12 protein-coding genes are annotated in these 20,622 nt (G+C 60.3%); 8 read left to right on the top strand and 4 right to left on the bottom strand.

Going from position 1 to position 20,622, the window contains the following annotated elements; translation table 11 throughout:
* Positions 1-153 precede the first annotated feature (153 nt).
* Positions 154-744, bottom strand: a complete 591-nt coding sequence (gene plsY, locus IEX85_RS16595; protein ID WP_229721970.1) for a glycerol-3-phosphate 1-O-acyltransferase PlsY — start codon at positions 742-744, stop codon at positions 154-156.
* A gap of 265 nt (positions 745-1,009) precedes the next feature.
* On the opposite strand from plsY, the gene IEX85_RS16600 reads away from it, so the two are divergent.
* Complete coding sequence (locus IEX85_RS16600; RefSeq protein WP_188861722.1) at positions 1,010-2,956, top strand: acetoacetate--CoA ligase; 1,947 nt, start codon at positions 1,010-1,012, stop codon at positions 2,954-2,956.
* A 917-nt stretch (positions 2,957-3,873) separates the two neighbouring features.
* Positions 3,874-5,331 carry a C13 family peptidase gene (locus tag IEX85_RS16605; RefSeq protein WP_188861723.1) on the top strand — a complete coding sequence of 486 codons (1,458 nt, stop codon included), beginning with the start codon at positions 3,874-3,876 and terminating at the stop codon, positions 5,329-5,331.
* 86 nt (positions 5,332-5,417) lie between these two features.
* Here the strand turns inward: IEX85_RS16605 and IEX85_RS16610 are convergent, their stop codons facing one another.
* From IEX85_RS16610 to IEX85_RS16620, 3 genes are all read right to left on the bottom strand, one after another.
* Positions 5,418-6,617, bottom strand: a complete 1,200-nt coding sequence (locus tag IEX85_RS16610; protein ID WP_229721971.1) for an efflux RND transporter periplasmic adaptor subunit — start codon at positions 6,615-6,617, stop codon at positions 5,418-5,420.
* Positions 6,618-6,619: 2 nt separating this feature from the next.
* Entirely contained in the window at positions 6,620-8,911 is a 2,292-nt protein-coding gene (locus tag IEX85_RS16615) for an ABC transporter permease (protein WP_229721972.1), read from the bottom strand.
* 80 nt (positions 8,912-8,991) lie between these two features.
* Entirely contained in the window at positions 8,992-9,741 is a 750-nt protein-coding gene (locus IEX85_RS16620) for an ABC transporter ATP-binding protein (RefSeq protein WP_188861726.1), read from the bottom strand.
* 315 nt (positions 9,742-10,056) lie between these two features.
* Between IEX85_RS16620 and IEX85_RS16625 the strand changes: the two genes are divergently transcribed.
* The 6 genes from IEX85_RS16625 to IEX85_RS16650 all read left to right on the top strand — a co-directional run bounded on the left by IEX85_RS16625 (position 10,057) and on the right by IEX85_RS16650 (position 20,529).
* Entirely contained in the window at positions 10,057-12,246 is a 2,190-nt protein-coding gene (locus IEX85_RS16625; RefSeq protein ID WP_188861727.1) for a type I secretion system permease/ATPase, read from the top strand.
* Entirely contained in the window at positions 12,243-13,616 is a 1,374-nt protein-coding gene (locus tag IEX85_RS16630) for an HlyD family type I secretion periplasmic adaptor subunit (protein ID WP_188861728.1), read from the top strand. The genes IEX85_RS16625 and IEX85_RS16630 overlap by 4 nt, the downstream gene beginning before the upstream one ends.
* Positions 13,617-13,638: 22 nt before the next feature.
* Entirely contained in the window at positions 13,639-14,328 is a 690-nt protein-coding gene (locus IEX85_RS16635; protein WP_188861729.1) for a hypothetical protein, read from the top strand.
* A gap of 66 nt (positions 14,329-14,394) precedes the next feature.
* Complete coding sequence (locus IEX85_RS16640; RefSeq protein WP_188861730.1) at positions 14,395-14,967, top strand: hypothetical protein; 573 nt, start codon at positions 14,395-14,397, stop codon at positions 14,965-14,967.
* Positions 14,968-15,646: 679 nt separating this feature from the next.
* Entirely contained in the window at positions 15,647-19,876 is a 4,230-nt protein-coding gene (locus IEX85_RS16645) for a calcium-binding protein (RefSeq protein ID WP_188861731.1), read from the top strand.
* Between the two features lie 89 nt (positions 19,877-19,965).
* Complete coding sequence (locus IEX85_RS16650) at positions 19,966-20,529, top strand: hypothetical protein (RefSeq protein WP_188861732.1); 564 nt, start codon at positions 19,966-19,968, stop codon at positions 20,527-20,529.
* Positions 20,530-20,622: the final 93 nt, after the last annotated feature.

The raw sequence follows: 20,622 nt of genomic DNA on the forward strand, positions 1-20,622 counted from the left end.
TGCACGAGCCCGGTCCCCGGGCGAACCGGGTCAGGCTTAGACGATGAGGATGTGCCGCGCTCCTGACAAATCGCCCGCAGAGCGGGCTCCTACGCAAGACCTGGGTGCCCGGCCGGACGCCCGTAGGCGCCGCGTCCCGCGGCGAATCCCCCGTCAAAGCCGTCGTTCTTCACCCGCCAGCAGGCGCTGGATATTGTCGTGGTGGCGCAGGATAAGCAGTGCCGATATCAGCAACACGGCCCCCAGCAGGCCCGGCAGCAGCAGCCAGGTCGCCAGCGGCGTGACCAGGGCGGTGGTGATGGAGGCCAGCGACGCGGTTTTGCTGAGCAGTGCGATCAGAACCCAGCTCGCCAGTGCCACTATACCGAGCGACGGACTCAGAGCCAGCAGCACGCCGAAGGTGGTGGCCATGCCCTTGCCGCCGTGGCGTTGTCCGAAGGCCGGGAACAGGTGGCCGATCACGGCGGCGACGCCGCAGAGCCCCGCCATGAACTGTGTCAGTTCGGCCCAGTAGGCAAGAAAGACCGCGGATGCGCCCTTGGCAAGGTCGCCGAACAGCGTGAGCAGCGCGGCCAAAGGGCCGCCGAGGCGCAGGACGTTGGTGGCGCCAGGGTTTCCGGAGCCGTGCCGGCGCGGATCGGCGATGCCGAGGGCGCGGCAGACGACTACGGCGGTGGGAATGCAGCCGAGCAGATAGGACAGCGCCAGCAGTGGCGCCCAGGTCAGCATGTTAGATTCCGCCACCGCATGTCTCCGCAGTATTGACTCATGCTGACAGTGATACCTGAACTGGCGGGACGGCACAACCGGTCAGTTTTTATTCCTCTTTTAAATCAAAAGTTTATATATTTCGCCCTCAGGTGCGAGCGACATTGGTTTCTCATTTAATTTAAAAAATAAAATAATACTATTATTAAATAAACTTAATAAAATAATAGATCTGACGCACACTCAAGCTGTCACCTGAGCCCGGTAGGGTACGGGGTAATTCAACGGGAGGTGTTGGGATATGAACGCAAAACTCTGGCAACCGGGCGCTGAGCGAGTCGAGCGCAGCAATCTTCAACGCTTCATGCAGCTCGCCGGTGAGCGGGCCGGCAGGCCTTTCGTGGATTATGATGACTTCTACCGCTGGTCGGTGGAGCAGCCCGAGGCGTTCTGGTCGCTGATGTGGGATTTTGGCGGAGTGCGTGCAAGTGCCCGTGGCGACGAGGTTCTGGTCGACGGCGACCGGATGCCGGGCGCGCGCTGGTTTCCCGGCGCGCGCCTGAACTACGCCGAGAACCTGCTGCGCAATCGCGACGACTGGCCCGCGCTGGTCTTTCGCAACGAAGCCGGTCGGCGCGACAGTCTGAGCTTCGCCGGTTTGTACCGCCGGGTTGCGCAACTGGCGGCAGGGCTGCGCCGCGCCGGTGTCGGCGAGGGCGATGTGGTGGCGGGATTCGTACCGAACGTCATCGACACTGTCGTGGCGATGCTGGCGACGGCCAGTATCGGCGGCGTCTGGACCTCCTGTTCGCCGGATTTCGGCAGCCAGGGCATCCTGGACCGCTTCGGTCAGACGAAGCCGAAGGTGCTGTTCACCACCGACGGCTATCTGTACAACGGCAAGAGCTTCGATTCGCTGGAGAAGCTCGCCGCTGTGCTGCCGCAGCTGCCGGATATCGAACGGCTGGTGGTGATGCCCTACCTGCAACCGGAGCCCGATCTCTCCCAGCTGCCCGGCGCCGTGCTGCTGGACGACTTTGCCGACAGCAGCGCGACCGATATCGAGTTCGCGCAGCTGGCATTCGACAGCCCGCTGTTCATCCTGTATTCGTCCGGTACCACCGGCGCGCCCAAGTGCATCGTCCACAGCGTCGGCGGGGCTTTGCTGCAGCACCTCAAGGAGCACCAGCTGCACACCGATCTCAAGCGCGAGGACATGCTGTTCTACTACACCACCTGCGGCTGGATGATGTGGAACTGGATGGTCAGCGCCCTGGCGACCGGCAGTTCCCTGGTGCTGTTCGACGGCTCGCCGTTCGCGCCGCACGCCTCGGTGCTGTGGGATATCGTCGACGAGGAGGGCGTCACCGTATTCGGCACCAGCGCCAAGTACATCGCGGCGCAGGAAAAGGCCGGCATCCGGCCGCGCCTCAGCCACCGTCTCGATACCCTGCGCACCATACTGTCGACCGGCTCGGCGCTGACCCACGAAAGCTTCGAGTACGTCTATCGGGAGGTGAAAGCCGACCTCTGCCTGTCGTCGATTTCCGGCGGGACCGATATCCTGTCCTGTTTCGCCCTGGGCAACCCGATCCTGCCGGTGCATGCCGGCGAGTTGCAGTGCCGGGGACTTGGCATGGCGGTGGAAATCTGGGGTGACGACGGTCAACCGGTCGGCGCCGGCAGGGGCGAGCTGGTCTGCACCCGGCCGTTTCCGGCGATGCCGATCGGCTTCTGGAACGATCCGGGCGATCGCAAGTTCCGCGAGGCCTATTTCTCGACCTTCGACAATGTCTGGGCGCATGGCGACTATGCCGAGCTGATGCCGGGCGGCGGAGTGGTGATTCACGGCCGCTCCGATGCGGTGCTCAATCCGGGCGGAGTGCGTATCGGCACCGCCGAGATCTACCGCCAGGTCGAAAAGGTGGAGGCGGTGGAGGAAGCCGTGACCATCGGCCAGAGCTGGGACGACGACGTGCGGGTGGTGCTGTTCGTGCGCCTGCGGGAGGGAACAACCCTCGATGAAGCGCTGGAGCAGGAAATCCGCCAGACCATCCGACGCAATACCACGCCGCGTCACGTGCCGGCGAAAATCATCCAGGTGGCCGATATCCCGCGTACGCGTACCGGCAAGATCGTCGAGCTGGCGGTACGCAACGTGGTAGAGGGCAAGCCTGTGAAAAACCGGGAGGCGCTGGCCAATCCGGAGGCGCTCGAGCTCTATCGGGATCTGCCGCAGCTGATGTAGGCACCTAAGGAACCTATGAAGCGAAGAGCGCACCCGCGCGGTGAAAAGTTTCTGTGCCGTGCGCGCTTATTCGCGGCGAGGCGCCGCTCCTACGAGTGCCGGCGGTTGCCGTAGCCGCGCCCCGCGGCGAACAAGCTCTGTGCCGTGCGCGGTTATTCGCGGCGGGGCGCCGCTCCTACGAGTGCCGGCGGTTGCCGTACAAGCCGCGCCCCGCGGTGAAAAGTTTCTGTGCCGTGCAGGGTTATTCGCGGCGGGGCGCCGCTCCTACGAGTGCCGGCGGTTGCCGTAGGAAGCCGCGCCCCGCGGCGAACAGGCTTTGTGCCGCGCGGTTATTCGCGGCGGGGCGCCGCTCCTACGAGTGCCGGCGGTTGCCGTAGCCGCGCCCCGCGGCGAACAGGCTTTGTGCCGCGCGGTTATTCGCGGCGGGGCGCCGCTCCTACGAGTGCCGGCGGTTGCCGTAGCCGCGCCCCGCGGCGAACAGGCTCTGTGCCGTGCGCGGTTATTCGCGGAGAGGCGCTGCCCCTACGAGTGCCGGCGGTTGCCGTAGGAAGCCGCGCCCCGCGGCGAACAGGCTCTGTGCCGTGCGCGGTTATTCGCGTCGGGGCGCCGCTCTACGAGTGCCGCCGGTTGCCGTAGGAAGCCGCGCCCCGCGGCGAACAGGCTATGTGCCGTGCGGGGTTATTCGCGGCGGAGCGCCGCTACAGGGTGCCGGTTATCGCAGGCGGCGGGCACCGGTGCGGCAGTCGTCGATATTCCCGGATCGTCATGTTGGCCCACCTCCCTTTCGACCTTAGCAAGGCCCCGTCGCCGGGGCCAATGGGGGCGCAGCGGCACATGCCGCAATAAGGTCAGGCCGAGCCAGCCGGACCGAATTCGCGGTACACTGGTGGTACAGCCGCAACAAAGCCCCGGAGCCAATGACTTTCCGCAATTCCAGCACTCTGTTACCTCACCCGAACCCGTTGACCGGCCTTCTCGTCAACCTGCGCTCGGGCCTGTGTGTCGCCACCGGTCTGCAGGTATCCCGGTCCGCCTTTCGTGTCTCCGCGGGGCAGGTGATCGCGCTGATCCTGCTCCTGGGGCTGAGCGAGACCGGTGTCGGCTGGCTGAGTACCGAAGCGCCGCGGCAGTTCGACAGCTATGGCCTCAACTATCTCGGCGCAACAATGCTGTTCAGTCTGCTGGTACTGCTGCTGGTCGGCCGGCTGGCCGGCGGCGGTCCGGGCGGAGTCGGGCGCCTGATCACGGGTTACCTGTCGGCATCGGTGACGATTACGCTGGTATCGGCTCTGTTATGGCAGGCTGAAAGCTGGTATGGGCTGCCGCCAGTATGGGCCTGGGGACTCTTCTGGCTGCTGCTGTGCTGGCACTGGCTGGTGGTGGTGCAACTGCTGAAACAGCAGCTGTCGGCTCCGGCGCTGCGTTCACTGTTCCTGGGGGCCGGATATGCTCTGTCGCTGTTCGCCAGCCTGTGGATATTTCCGCGCAGCGAGCTCTGGTACTCGGAGGTCACTGCGCCCGGGAAGCCTGCGGCGTCACTGGATGTCGAGACCATTTACTACGCCCAGCCGGCGCTGTTGAGCAGGGCGGCCGAGGGGCTGGCGCCGCAGCGCCCCGGTGTCGCGGATCTTTACCTGCTGGCGCTGGGCGGTTACGGCCATGAGAATGTGTTCCTCAACGAGGTCGAGTACGTCCGCGACCTGTTCGATCGTGCCTATGGCACCGAGGGGCGGTCGCTGATCCTTGCCAACAATCCCGCCACCGTCGAACGCTATCCGCTGGCCAGCGTGCCGAACCTGGAAACTGCGCTGGGTGCTGTGGCCGCGCGCATGGATACCGCCGAAGATGTGCTGTTCCTGTTCCTGACGTCCCATGGCAGCCGGGATCACCGTTTCTCGCTGGAAATGGGGCCGCTCAAGCTACATGACCTGAGACCGCAGCAACTGCGTGCCGCCCTGGACGGCGCCGGCATCCGTTGGCGCGTCGTGCTGGTATCGAGCTGTTACTCCGGCGGCTTTATCGAAGAACTGCGTGATCCGGGCACCCTGGTGATAACCGCGGCCGCGGCGGACAGGACCTCCTTCGGCTGTGGCGTCGACAGCGATTTCACCTACTTCGGCACCGCCTATTTCAAGAGCGCGTTGCCCGAGGAGCCCCGCTTCATCCAGGCCTTCGAGCTGGCAAACGCCTGGGTCGGTGCCCGCGAAGCAAGTGAAAACCTGGAGGCCTCGCAGCCGCAGATCTTCGTCGGCGACGCCATCGCGGACAAGCTCTCGTCGCTCTACGCCGAACCCTCGATGCAGGGGGCAATCGGGCGCCGCATGCCGGACGTGGCCGTCTGTGCCGAAGCCGCCCCGGCCGGTAGCTGTGAATGAGGGGCTGTGGATAAAGGTGATATGAGCGAGCCGGCAGGAAAACCCGCTGTGGCGCAGTAGCGATAGGCACGAGCCCGGCGAAATCGCTAGTTTCTCCGCTTCACCCTCACGCCATCCTCAATCGTGTCGTCCGGATGCGTAATGACGGTTTCACCTTCTGCCAGGCCGTCCAGTATCTGGGCCCGTAGCCCATTGCTCTGGCCGACCTCTACTGCGCGCCGTCGGGCCCTGTTGTCCTGCATGACAAAGAGGCTCCACTGGCCGTTGGACCGAAACAGTGCGCTGGCCGGGATTTGCAGTACATCCTGATCTTCCCAGAGTATAAAGCGCGATTCGACGCGGTAGCCGTCGCCCAGGGTCTGCCAGTCTTCGGGGGGCGACGTGATGTCCGATATGATCAGCACACGTTGTTCCTCCACGCCAAGCGCGGAGATCTTGGTGAAGCCGACCGGTTCCACCCGCCGTACCTGACCTGTCAGGGCGTTCTCACCGCCCCAGCGCTCGTACAGTACCGGCATGCCGGGCTGGATTTTGACGGCGCTGGCCGACAGGACATCGGTTTCGATTTCCAGCGATCGGGTGTCGCCGATTTCCAGCAGCGGATCGCCCCGCGATACCACGCCTTCGCATTCGTGCTGGAGTTTCAGAATGCTGCCGTTGACGGGGGCGAGTACCTGAACGCTGTCCTCCGCATTCGACGATGGATTGCCAGTGTAACGCAGCGCCGTGCGCGCGGCTTCGAGCTCATGCCCGGCGACATCCACCGCAAATTCGGCGGAGCGCAGTGCTGCCGCTGTGCTGCGCTTCAGAGCGGCTGCCTGGTCAAGCCTGCCCACGGAGATATGGCCCCGTTCGGCAAGCGGTTGCAGTCGTTGCAGTTCTATGTCGGCAAGTTCGGCGTCGGCGCGCGCGGAGTCGACATTCTGGTCGGCGGCGCGCAGGGCGGCCTCGGCGGCGTCCACTCTGGCCTCGGCCACGGCGCGACTGCGCGGATCGAGCGCCTGTGACTGCAGCGGGTTGATGGTTAGCAGTATCTGGTCCTTGTCGACGCTGTCGCCCACATTCAGGTCGACGCGGCAGGTGGTGCCGGCGACCGGCGCGGTGATGAGGTAGCGGTCGATGACGCGGGTCTTGCCTTCTTCCTCGATGGCGACCTGCAGGGGCGCGCGTATTGCAGTGGCGGTTTCGATCAGCCGAGGCTGCGGTCTGAAGCCGTAAACGAGTGCCGCCACGATAAGCAGCAGAACAGCGAACCAGGTGATGCGTCTTTGCCATTGCGCGTTCATCGTCATTCCTTCGTTTTCAGCACTTCTATCAGATCGAGCTTATCCAGTCTTCGCCGCACCAGCAGGCTCGACACCAGGGTGGCGACCAGCACCACCAGTGCGGCAAAGGCGTAGGTGGACGGTTCGAGTATCAGGGGGACGCGATACAGGTCGCTTTCGGCGGACAGCGCGATGTAGCCGCACAGGGCCCGCCCGAATCCGAAGCCGAGGGGAAGGGCGGCCAGGGTCAGCAATGCCAGTTCGCCAAGGAGGATGTAGGAAATTTCGCCGCGTGTGTAGCCCAGCACGCGCAGGCTGGCCAGCTCGCGACTGCGTTCGGTGAGCATGATACGCGCGCTGTTATAGACGACCCCAACCGCGATCACGACGGAGAATATCGTTGCGACAGTCGTCCAGAACAACAGGGTTTCGTCCATGGTCTTGTGAAAGTTCCTGATTTCCTGGGTGCGGATCACGGAGCCTCCGACCTCAGGCCTGTCCTTGAGATGCTGGTAAATCTCGCTGGCGTACCGTTCATCGATATAGAGAAGGGCGCCGGAAATGGCGCGGCCTTCCTGCATCAGGTGGTTGAGGGCGTCCAGGGCCATGTAGGCGCCCACGCCGAGATCCTGACGGATCAGGCCCACCACGGGCACCTGCACTTTGGGCATGCGTCCTTCCAGGGCTTCGACGGTGAGCAGGTCGCCGGTTTCCACACCCAGGATGTCTTGCGCCAGGTAATCATTCAGGACGATGCCTCCGGGAGGCAGTTCGACGAGTCTGAGTTCGCTGTCGACCAGGCGCTTGATGGTCGAACGGGGTTCGAACGCCACGATCTGGGTGCGATAGCTGCGGTGTTCGAAGCTCAGTCGCGCGGGCACCATGCGAAAAGGTTCGCCGTATTCGACTCCGGGCAGGTTGCGAAGCTCGTTGAGGGCGTGACGTGACGTCGCCTCGTTGAATCCGACAGCAAGATCATCGCGCTGCGACAGCACGTAGTGCACGTACATCATGTAATTGATGGTATCGCCCTGAAAGCGGCCGGTCATCAGGATGGCGACGGCCAGTGCGATTCCCAGCACCGACAGCAGTGACTTGACCGGCTTGTGGCCCAGATTGCGCAGAATCATGCGGCTCGGCACCGACAGCATCCGTTTCAACCCCATCTTTTCGATCAGCGAGGTGCGATAGACGGCGGGTGCTTCCGGACGCATGGCTTCGGCCGGCTTCAGACGTACCGCCGAACGTACCGCGGCCAGCGTGCCCGCCAGGCCGGCGACGACGGTGATCCCTGAGGCCTGGAGGATACGCAGCGGGTCGAGTGTGAAATGCAAAAACGGCAGGCGGAAATATTCCACGTAGATTTCGCTCAGCATGTGGCCGAGCCAGGTGCCGGCGGCCACACCGGCGGCGATGCCGGCCAGCACGATAACCATGATCATCTGCAGGTAGTGCAGCGCAACGCTGAGGTTGGAATAGCCAAAGGCTTTCAGAGCCGCGATCTGTTCCCGCTGGGTGCCGACCAGCCGGGTGACGACAACGTTGAGCAGAAATGCCGCCACGCCCAGAAAGATTATCGGGAAAACGCCCGACAGGTTTTCCAGCTGTGCGAGTTCCTGCGCCAGAAAACGGTGTGAAGTCTGGTATTCGCGGGCGACGGCGCCGATGCCGCCATAAGGTTTGAGAATCCCGTCGACCCGGTCCATCAGGTTCTGCAGGTTGGCGTCGCGCGTCAGGGTCAACACGATGTGGTTGAATGCGCCGTCCATATCATAGGCACGCGACAGGGGCGTGCGTCCCATCCACATGATGCCGTAGCGTTCGTAGTCGGGAAACATGCCGCCAGGGCGCACCTGGTGGACGAACTCGGGTGAGCCGCCGGTGCCGACGATGCGCAGTTGCTCGCGCTTGCCCTTGATGGTGACATGCAACGTATCGCCGGGCTTCAGACTGTGCGCCCGGGCAAAGGATTCGCTGATGATGATTTCATCATTGTGCCCGGATTCGATCAGGCGACCGCTGCGCAGGTACAGGCGGTTTAGCAGAGGCTCGCCGTGGTCCGGTATGGAAGTAACGGTACCGATGACCGGCTCCTGGAAGCCTTCGATATCGATGGTCAGTGGCGCCACCACGCGGGTATCGACTTTATCGACGCCGTCGATTGTCGCGAGGCGCCGGGCGACCGGCTCGGGCGCACGCTTGATGGGAACGAAAACATCGGCGAAGCGGTACTCGCGGTAATAGATATCGCGGCTCAGCAGCAGCGAATCCAGTGTGCTCATGAACATGATAAAGCAGGCGACGCCGCTGGCCATGACCGCGGCAATCGCTATGGATTGTCCACGAAGTTTCCACAGGTCGCGCCAAAGTTTGCGATCCAGCGCTCTCACGACGATTACCAGACCAGTTCCGACGGTGATTTTTTCCGCGTATTGACCTCGACGCTGGCGATCTTGCCGTCGCTGAGGTGGATCACGCGGTCGGCTATTGCCGCGATAGCGACATTGTGGGTGATCACCACGGTGGTGGTACCCAGTTCCCGGTTCACCTTCGCCAGTGCTTCGAGCACCACTATGCCGGTTTTGATGTCCAGCGCCCCGGTGGGTTCGTCGCACAGCAGAACCCGTGGACGCTTGGCGATGGCGCGGGCGATCGCCACGCGCTGCTGTTCACCGCCGGACAGCTGCGCCGGAAAATGGTCCATGCGGTCGCCGAGGTCGACCAGTTTCAGGGCTTCCTCGGGCGCCAGCGGGGTTCTGGAAATCTCGGTGACCAGGGCCACGTTCTCGCGCGCCGTCAGGCTCGGAATGAGGTTGTAAAACTGGAACACGAAGCCCACATGTTCGCGCCGGTAACGGGTCAGGACCGATTCATTGAAACTGCTGAGGTCCTGGTCTTGGTACCTTACCGTGCCGCTGCTGGGGACATCGAGGCCGCCGAGGATATTGAGCAAAGTCGACTTGCCGCTACCCGACGGGCCCAGCAGCACGACGAATTCCCCTTCGTACAATTCGAGGTCGATACCACGCAGCGCCCGTACCTGGACCTCCCCCATCCGGTAGGTTTTGGTGATATTCCCGGTGTGAAATACCACCGCGGGTCGGGAACTTTTCGGGTCAGAAATAGATGATTCTGTGCGGGTCATCGAATGTCTCTATTGCCGAGCCCCTGACGGTGCAGTGCGGCGTCAAGTTTCCGGAGGCCGCGTTCGCGGGAAGGACGCCATAAGCGCTGCGCATACCAAAAGGATACTACAGTGGCGGGAAAAGGCTTTATGCGCGCAGGATCCGGCAAAAAGGGAGGAATTCCCTGACGGTCGGTGCAAGCCGAAGTTCCCGCACTTCCGCTATGGCGCCTCCGGTGGCAGGAAAACAGAAGCGGGTTGTCCCTTTCGCTGAGTTGCGGTCATCCCGACCATGGCCTAGGCTGCAGTGACACTCACACCTCTGCAGGTGACTTCATGGATCGAAGTCAAAGCCCACGGGATTCAGGGCTGGCTGCACTGGTTACGGTATTGAGGCTGTATCAGCTTCCCGCTGATCCAATACAGTTGCAGCACCAGTTTGCCGCACCCGGACACCCCATGCGTTCGCAGGATATGCTGCGGGCGCTGAAGCGTCTTGGTCTGCGCGCCCGCGAATCCCGCATATCCGCCGACGATCTTGCGTCTGTCAGCCTTCCTGCGATCGCGATCGACAGCAACGGCGACTTCTTCGTGCTTGCCCGTGTGAACCGGCGCGCCGACGGCACCCGCTGTTATCTGGTCATGGATGGTGGCGGCCATCCCGCCACTCTGAGCCCCGACGAGCTGACGGCGCGCTGGAGCGGCCGTCTGATCCTGCTTGCCAGGCGCCGAGGTCTGGGGGAGGCGCTGCAGGACTTCGATATCCGCTGGTTCATCCCGCCGATGCTCAAGTACCGCCGCCTGTTCGGCGAGGTGCTGCTGATTTCTTTCTTCCTGCAGCTGTTCGCGCTGGTGACGCCGCTGTTCTTTCAGGTGGTGATGGATAAGGTGCTGGTTCACCGGGGCTTCACGACGCTGGATGTGCTGGCGTTCGGCTTTCTGGTGATCGCGCTGTTCGATGCGGTACTGGGCGGGCTGCGCAGCTGGCTTTTCGCCCATACCACGCACCGGGTGGACGTCGAACTCGGAGCCAGGCTTTTCAACCATCTCGTGTCGCTGCCGCTGGCCTACTTCGAGGCACGTCAGGCTGGTCACAGCGTGGCGCGGGTGCGCGAGCTGGACACCATCCGCAATTTCATCACCGGAACCGCGCTGACGCTCATTATCGACCTGGCGTTCACGGTCATCTTCTTCGCCGTGATGTGGTTCTACAGCCCGACCCTGACCTGGATCGTACTCGGTACCCTGCCGGTATACGTGGCGTTGTCGATCGTCATCACGCCGATTCTGCGGCACCGGCTGGACGAGAAGTTCCGCACCGGCGCCGAGAGTCAGGCGTTCCTGGTCGAGGCGGTGACCGGCATGGAAACGCTGAAATCCATGGCCGTGGAGCCGCAGATGCAGCGTTGCTGGGAAGACCAGCTGGCGCGCTACGTCAGTGCGTCGTTCCGAAGCGGCAACCTCAGCAATATTGCCAACCAGGTCGCCGGCTTTACCAGCAAGCTGACCACGCTGCTGATCATCTGGTGGGGTGCCCATCTGGTGATCGACGGCGCCATGAGTGTCGGCCAGCTGGTGGCCTTCAACATGATCGCCGGACGGGTTTCGGGGCCCATACTGAAGCTGGTGCAGCTGTGGCAGGATTTCCAGCAGGCCGGCATCTCGATACGCCGCCTGGGCGACATTCTCAATACCCCGACCGAACCCGGCTACAACCCCGGTCGCAGTACCCTGCCTCGGCTCGAGGGGCGGGTGCGATTCGAGCACGCCGGCTTTCGCTATCGCCCGGACGGTCCCGCCGTGCTCAACGATATTTCATTCGAGGTGCAGCCGGGCGAGGTGATCGGGATCGTCGGTCGTTCGGGGTCGGGGAAAAGCACCCTGGCCAAGCTGCTGCAGCGGCTCTATGTCCCCGAATCCGGCCGTGTGCTGGTGGACGGCGTGGACCTGTCGCTGGTCGACACCGCCTGGCTGCGCCGTCGTATCGGGGTGGTGCCGCAGGAGAGTTTTCTGTTCAGCCGCAGCGTGCGCGAGAATATCGCACTTGCCAACCCGGGGTTGCCGATGGACGCCATCGTCCGGGCGGCACGCATGGCGGGCGCCCATGACTTCATTCTCGAACTGGCCGAGGGCTACGACTCGCCCGCCGGGGAGCATGGCTGCAACCTCTCAGGCGGACAGCGCCAGCGCATCGCTATTGCCCGGGCGCTGATCAGCAATCCGCGGATTCTGATCTTCGACGAGGCGACCAGCGCGCTCGACTACGAGTCGGAGCGCATCGTCCAGCAGAATCTCTCGACCATCGCCAGGGGACGCACCCTTTTCATCATCGCCCACCGCCTGAGCAGCGTGCGTCACTGCGATCGCATTCTGGTGATGGACCGGGGGCGCATCGTCGAAAGCGGCACCCACGAACAGCTGCTCGCGGCGCGCGGACTCTACTCTCAGTTACATAGCTGTCAGAGCGATGCCGAAGCGGCACCGGTCGGGGCAGACCCTGGGGCGACGGCGGAGGCTGCGCGATGAAGTGGTCGGGCGTTCAGCGGGTTCTGCGCCGGCCCGGCCGCGCATCGAGCCAGGCGCTGCTGCTGGATTTTCTGCCGGCGGCGCTCGAGATCCGCGACAAACCGCCCCATCCCGCGGGCCGGCTGACGGGCTGGCTGCTGATGACGCTGTTTGCAGTCGGACTGATCTGGGCCTGTATCGGCCAGGTGGATATCGTCGCGACGGCGGAGGGCAAGATCATTCCCTCGGGGCAGGTCAAGCTGATTCAACCTTACGAGCGCGGGGTTGTCGGCAGGATCTGGGTGGACGAAGGGCAGAGCGTGCGCAAGGGTGATCCGCTCGTCGATCTCGACACCACCCTGACGGGCGCCGATGCCAGCAGACTCGGGCGCGAGCTGCTGCAGAACCAGCTTAACAGCCGGCGGCTGGAGGTGTTTCTGCGAGCACTGGACGACGGCGCGGTGTCGACGGTGAGTTGGCCCGCCGGGGTCGATGCGATGCTGATCCATGCGCAGGAAGCGCTGCTGCGGGAAATGCTCGAAAGCCACCGGGCCGCGAGGGCACGCCTCGAGCGCCTGCTCGAGGCCAAGCGGGCGGAGCTTGCGATGAATGCGTCCAGCATCGCCAAGCTCAGCGGTACCTTGCCGCTGGTCACGCAGCGCAGCGAGGCGCTGGCCACCCTGAGCGAACGCCGGATGGTCGCCGAGGTGGCCTACCTCGAACTCGAGCAATCCCGTATCGAACAGCAGCATGACCTTGAGGCCGCCCGGTCACAGGGCCTGCTGCTGCGCGCGCAGATCGCCGAACTTGAGCAGCAGCGTGCGTCACTGGAGGCGCAGACGCGACGTGATGCGCGGGAACAGCTCGTCGAGCTGCAGCGGGAAGCGGGCACTCTGCAGGAAGAGCTGATCAAGGCACGGGAGCTGAACCGCAAGCAGCGTCTGATTGCACCGGTGGATGGTGTCGTCCAGCAGCTGGCCGTCCATACCACCGGCGGTGTGGTAAGCCCGGCCGAGGTGCTGATGAAAGTCGTGCCCAGGGACCCGCAGCTCGTCGCCGAGGTCTGGCTGGAAAACAAGGATATCGGCTTTGTCGCTCAGGGGCAGCCGGCCGAAATCAAGGTCCACACCTTTCCATTCACCAAGTACGGCGTTATCGACGGCGCCATCGTCAGGATCTCCGCCGACGCCACCGCCGACGAGCGCAAGGGACTGATCTACAAAGCGCAGATACAACTGAGCCGGTCGACCCTGAATGTCGAAGGCCGGGAGGTCGATCTGCTGCCGGGGATGGGCGTGAGCGCGGAGGTTAAAACGGGTAAGCGATATTTGATCGAATTTATTATGGCGCCGTTGCTTAGGTATAAGAGCGATAGCGCTGAGGAAAGATGATTGTATGTTTTTGGGGGTGTGAATGTTTATTCATATGAGAAGTTTGTTTCTTGTAAAAGGTTTTATGGTTTTGCTTCTTGTTCTGTTTTTTTTGGCTTCTTGTAGTGATGAGTATGATCTTGATGATAACCCTTACCATATTAGAGCTATGTATAAAATGGGCGATTACGATTATATTCTATCGTCTGAAAGTAAAAATTCTATTTTATTTAAGGGAATGATTAACGAGTACGTAGAAGCACAAGGCTTCAGCACCAATCGTGCCTTTGAATATTACAGTGATTCAAATAGCAAAAATGCTGCTGTCCGGAAGTTTATGTACTGCTTTTTATATTGTGAAGGCAGGCTTGAGAGTTATTTTTATGGTGGCGCTGATGATTTCGGGTCTGTTGGATTGATTTATGCTGCCTATAAGTATGAGCACTATGGACGCTGCAATTTTAATGGGTTGCTGGAGGCCTGTGCTTTACTTAATCAGTATATGGCTGCTGCAGATGGTGGCGACGACTGGTTTTTTCAGCTTGGCGTTCTATTGTTTGAGACCGCTAATGAAACTAATAGCGGGGATGATGTGTACGAGATAATTTACTATATTTTCAAGAAACTGAATATAGAAGGCGATGAGCGGCCGAGAAAATTTTTGGCAAAAATGTACAGACGGGCTCTTTGGGTTCCAAAAGATTTAAATATGGCAAAGAGAGTTTTGGGGTGAATGGTCTTTTTATTGAAGAGCTGGAGCTCACGTTTTTGTCGGGAACTTGACTAAAAAGGTGGTTTCATGTCGTTAGTGAGCTTGATAAAAGGCTATATCAAGTTTGGTGGTTATCTCTATCGCCATAAGGATACTTTTTTTATAGTTATGTTTTTTGTGTTTCTGTTTATTGCTATTTTGGTAAGTGGGGTTTTGTTTTTTCCTAAGTCGAAAAGTGATTTGAAATGGGATGAGTTTTATATCGATAAGGTTATAGAGTATCCTGGTAAAAATGAATATAGAGCACTTTATGGATATTCATTTACTGATGATAAACGTGTTCTATATCGGCAGTACCATAGCGCTGGATTTTTTCAGCGGATTGTTGATTCTAGAAATGTTGATGATCGAAAAATCGTAATAGGCTGGGCTTATTTGAGCGGTCCTTGGTGGGGGCTACTCAATGAGCAGAGAATGATAATGGAAGTGCACTATAAAGGAGACGTGGTTGTAACTTTCAAAGAGCGGTATGACAGTCAGTACCCTAGGGCAAAAAAGGTTGTTTTTGTTGCCGTTTTTTTGCCAATTATAGGCAGTATTTTCGTTTTTTGTGCGTTTGTTATCTATCTTGTTCTGAAGAGGAAGGGATATGCTAAATAAGGATATTTATCTGGGCTCTGTTTCAGAATCGATACAGACTTTCACTAGTGCTTCTACTTACTTATCGAAAGTTTCAGCTGTTAATTCATTGCTTTCTACAATGAACCACCCAGAAGCAAACTTTATAGACAAAACTGTCGCTATTTTGGTGGTCGCGCGGGACTTGGCTGAAAGTTTTGCTTTTAGTGGGCTTTCTAATGATTATTCGCTTCTTTCAAAAGCTGGCGTTTTTACCGCGATGAGTGGTTTTTTAAATGAGGCGGTTCAATTGGTGGAAGCGTACAGGAACGAAGCTAGTGAGCCTGTTATTAAAGACTATGTAGAACTTTCTGCTTCAATTTTCTCGCTAATGGCGGCTGCTGTCGATGCGCTTCCGAAAGTTGCTGTTTACTCAGTTGTACTTGAAGGAGTGCTAGAGTTGATGTCAGCATTATCATCATATGTGGCGACACAACTACCGACTTGGGATGAGGCTCGAAAACAAGTACAACTTGAGTTTCAAGATAAATATGACCTCTTTAACTATCAAATAGATTCGTATGCTCACGAGTCTGTCAATGAATTTAAACGGCAGGCTATAACAGATGCTGCTTTGGTCGATATGACTTACGATGAAATCGTATCTGCGGTTTCCGCAGAGTGGCGGGCGGAGTTTCTTAAATCGTCATTTGAAGAGCATGTGGCGGACTATGTCAGTAGACGAAAAGAGCGCTCGCAGGAAGTCTATGATGATATTGTCAATAAGGTCGGTAACTACACCGTCGAGGACTACGTTGAATTTCAGGAGCAGATGATTGGCGATTTTGACTGGCTGACAGGCGAGTACTCGGGCAGTGTTGTGGTTGACGATCTTGAACGGGATATGGGATTTTATTTCGATAATATCAAGGAATATGTAGGTCTAAGGCTGGTCGAGCTTTATGGAGAGGAGCTTACGGCTATTGGCGAGGCGGTCGAGGCGGAAGCCTTGCAAACAATCGACAACGAGCTGGCTTTGATCGATAAGGATGATCATAGTGTCTATATCGACGATTTGAAAAACAGCATTGAGTCGGAAAAGCAGGATTATCAACAGCAGGGCGAGAGTGAGCGCGAGAAGTCGGAGTCCAATGATGAACTGAAAAAATCGCTGGACGAGAAACAGGAAGGCTATAAGGCCGATGCCGAGGCGGCCACAGCGCCAACTCTGGAAAAGGTGAGAAAGGATGTTGAACTGGAGCTCGAAAAGATCGCCAAGGAGGATCTTCGGAACCTGATCGCCGAGCTGCTGGGTGAGTCCGCTGCAGAGGTTTCGGAAGAGCATTTTGAAGTGCAGTGCCCGGACTCCCATGGGAAGGTCGATGCCTGGGACAGCAGCACAAGAAGCCTCCTGGAGACTTACCCGGTCGATACTGTGGTCGAGAGTATATCTGATGCATCCCAGAACAACACCGACCGTAAAAACCGACTGGGTGTACTGGTTCGCAATGCTACGGCAAGCCTGATAAGTGAGCTTGAGGCCCGCCTGGCCGATCTGGAGGCAATCTCCGAACAGGAAGACCCGGCGCAGTGTCAGGCTGGTGGTCAGTCCGATGGCAAGCCTGGCTTTGGTGGTGCTGAAGAAATCACGTCCCCGCTTGTTATCGATCTCGACAACGACGGCATCGAAACGCTTTCCCAGGCCGTCTTTACATACTTCGACCACGACGCCAACGGTTTCGCGGAGCGAACCGGCTGGGTTGCCCCCGACGATGGCCTGCTGGTGATGGATCTCGATGGCGACGGGCGGATAAACAGCGGGCGCGAGTTGCTGGGCAGCAACACGCTGCTGCCCGATGGAACCTATGCGCAAAACGGTTTCGAGGCGCTGGCGGCGCTCGATGAGAATCTGGATGGCACCCTCGATGCACTGGACAGCGCTTTTCAGGAGCTGCAGGTCTGGCAGGATCTCGACTCGGATGCGCGGGTCGATGATGGCGAGCTGATGACGCTGCGGGAAGCGGGTCTTGCCTCGATTTCGACTCAGTGGCAGGAAACCCGTGAAACCGACGCAAGCGGCAATGAAGTCAGGCAGCGGGGTAGCGCAAGCGGCACCGACGGCGGGGTGGTCGAGATTGCCGATGTCTGGTTCGATATCGACCCGACTCTCACTATTACCGCCGAGCGGCTGGCGCTCAGCGACGAAATCCGGGCGCTGCCGAATGCCCGCGGTTTTGGCAGGGTTCATAACCTCGATCAGGCCATGGCGCGGGATCCGGTGCTGCAGGCGATGGTGCAGGGCTTCGTCGATGAGCCGGATGACCGTCTGCGCCGGGCCATGCTCGATGATCTGATTTATCAGTGGACCGGCGTCGCCGGCGTCGATCCCTACAGCCGCGATCCCAGCCGGGTCTATGGCCATGTGATGGACGCGCGGCAGCTGGAAGCGCTCGAAGCGCTGGTCGGGCGTGATTATCTCGGCACCTGGTGCTGGGGTGAGCGCGACCCGAATCCCCACGGGCGGGCGGCGCCGGTACTGATCGCGCAGTACGAAGAGTTCAAGGCATTCGTTTACGGGCAGCTGATGGCGCAGTCGCACTACAGTGAAGCCTTCGAGCTGATCGGGATTCGCTACGATGTCGAGCGTCGCGATTTCGTGCCGGACCTCGAAGCCTTTTCCGACTATCTGAAAGCCGCGCTCGCCGAGGGGCAGGCGACCGACGTGGTGCGAACCTATGGTGTGCTGGCCAACCTGGGTCTTTATTCCGATCGCATGGAGGAAGCCGCCGGGTATCTCAGGGGCGACGTCGACCTTGCGCCCTGGCTGGCATCGAACCTGGTCGAGGGCGGGGATGCTGCGGACACGCTGTCCGCTTCGGCGGGCGACGATCTTATCGTCGGCAACGGCGGCGATGACAGGCTGTTCGGCAAGTCCGGCGACGATACCTATCTCTTCGAGCGTGGCGACGGAGCCGACCTTATCTACGATTCGGCCGGCAGCGACCAGCTCTCCTTCGGCCAGGGCGTCACGGCGGCATCGTTGCGCATAACCCGCAATGCCACGGCGCTGTTCATAACGCTTCTCGACGAGGCCGGCGAGCCCAGCGGCGATCGCGTTCAGATCGACAACGTTTTCGACTTCGACGGCAGCGTGCGCGAAGGCGCGATCGAGTCGTTCGCGTTTTCCGATGGCTTCAGGCTTTCGCTGCCGGAGATCCTCGGGCGCGTCGAGCAGTCGGTCACGGACCAGGCGGATACGCTGTACGGCACCGAGCAGGCCGAGGTGTTCGAAGCCCGGCAGGGCGACGATACCCTCTACGGCGGTGCCGGCGATGATGTTTACCGCTTCGCGCCCGGGGATGGCCAGGATCTGATATACGAGAACGCGGGGTTCGATAGCATCGAGTTCCACGGCGGTATCCGGCCCGAGGATCTGCGTATCGAGCGCACCGGGTTGCAGGGGGAGCATGTCGTCCTGACGCGGGTCGATGCCGATGGCCTGCCGACCGGGGATCGAATCACCGTCGCCATGGCCTATCAGGACTACCGGCCATCCGGCAATCGTGTCGAGCAGGTGCGCTTCGTGCTTGCGGACGGCAGCGTCGAAACCATGGCTCTCGATGAACTGGCCGGCGCCCTCGGCGGCACCGAAACCGACGACCTGATCCACGGTTTCGAAGTTGACGAGACGATAACGGGGCTCGCCGGCGCCGACGAGATTCATGGTGCCGGCGGCGACGATTGGTTATTTGGTGGCAGTGGTGATGACAGCCTCCATGGTGAGAGCGGCAATGACATCCTGGTCGGCGGTGCCGGCAACGACAGGCTGCAGGGGGGCGCCGGGGATGACGTATACCGATTCGGCGAGGGCGACGGGCATGATCGGGTGGTCAATCGGGACAGTTACGGCGTCGATGTGCTGGAGTTCGATGCCGCGATCAATCCGAAAAAGGTGCGTCTGCTGCGGGTCGGGGACGACCTGCTGATCAGCATCGATCGCAACGCCGACAGCGTGCAGCTGGACGGCTACTTCAGTGGGGATGGCGTCAGCTCCGGCGCGTTGAAGGAAATCCGCTTTGCCGACGGCTCGCTGCTGTCGGTGCAGGATGTGATGCAGCTCACGCTGCAGGCCACCCAGGGGGCGGACTACCTCGAGGGCTTCGGCTCGGACGACAGCATAGCGGCCCGCGCCGGGGACGATATCGTCTACGGCGGCAGCGGCAACGATCTGGTCTCCGGGGATCAGGGAAGCGACCTGCTGTTCGGACAAAACGGCAACGATATGCTGTTCGGCGAGCAGGGCCAGGATCAGCTCTACGGTGGGCTAGGGGATGATTTGCTCGAAGGCGGCGCCGAAGCCGACCGGCTGTTCGGCGGCTCCGGGCTGGACCTGCTGCGCGGCGGGGACGGTGAGGACAGTCTTTCGGGCGGCGCCCACGGTGACGTGCTGGAAGGCGACAACGGCGATGATTTCCTGGCCGGTGATAGCGGCGATGACGCCCTCGAGGGAGGCAATGGCGACGATATCCTGAGGGGCGGCGCGGGCGATGACTGTTTGCGCGGCGGGGCTGGCAACGATACCTATGAGTACGCCAGGGGCGACGGGCACGACCGTATCGAAACCGGCGGCAACGATGTTTCGGGACAGGACCGGCTTGCTCTCTCCGGTTTCGAGCACGCGCAGCTATGGCTGGTGCAACAGCAGGAAGGGTTGCTGGTCAGTTTCGCCGGTGCCGATGGCAGTCTGCTGGTCGAAGACTGGCAGCCCGGCGCCTCCCCGCTCGACGAGATCGAGGTGGCAGGCATGGTGGCCTATGGCGATGATATCGAGCGGCTGGTGGCGGCGATGGCGGTGTTCGATGCGCCCGATGGCGCTGGGGAAGTGATACCGCAGGACGTGCGGGAGCAACTGCAGCCGGTGCTGGCGTCCAGCTGGCACCCGGCAGGCTGAGGGGTGGCCGCCGGCCTGCATTGGTGGCGGTGCCGGCGGCTACGCTCGTTCAATGCTCAGCGCTAAGTCGGGGATTGGAGACGCTTGCCATGTTCGTTGCACTTGGTGTCATTTATGTATATTGGGGGCGTTGGCTTTTTAACAATCTAGGCGATGCGTACTGGATGATCCTAGGGTTGTTGCTCGCTCTTTCATTCATCGGGATGTCTGGGCATTACTACTATCCCAAACAGGTTGCAGGATTTTATACGGACGAGTTCTACCCGGAGAGGGTCGTATCTACCCGCGGTCGTTCCTTTCCGGGCATATCGGGTTATTCTGAAACCGAGAAAAAGCGCATCGTGTATCGAGGCATACCCCATTACCGCAAGCTTCAGGGAATCATGGAGCAGCGGGCTATCGAAGATCGCAAGATTACAGCACTTTGGTATTACAGTAGCCCGATTAATCAGCTATTGGGCGAGCGCAGGCTATTTGCGTTCAGGTACCAAGGGCAGGATGCATTCAATTTATCTGCGAAATTGAAAAGAACGCTGGCTCGCTTACATAAAATCTACAATGTGGCTTTGGTATTGTTAGTAATAACACTGTTTACTTTGGGCCTTCCCTATCTTGCTTACAGGGTCTCTCGTCGCGTCGGTTACATTACCTGACCGTTACTGGGAGTGTTGCTACGAGTCGGCAATCGTATATCAAATGCACGGACCGGAGGGTGGGTTTAGCGGTGCAACGGCACAGGCTTACGG

This window comes from Marinobacterium nitratireducens, assembly GCF_014645375.1.
GTDB classification, from domain to species: domain Bacteria; phylum Pseudomonadota; class Gammaproteobacteria; order Pseudomonadales; family Balneatricaceae; genus Marinobacterium_A; species Marinobacterium_A nitratireducens.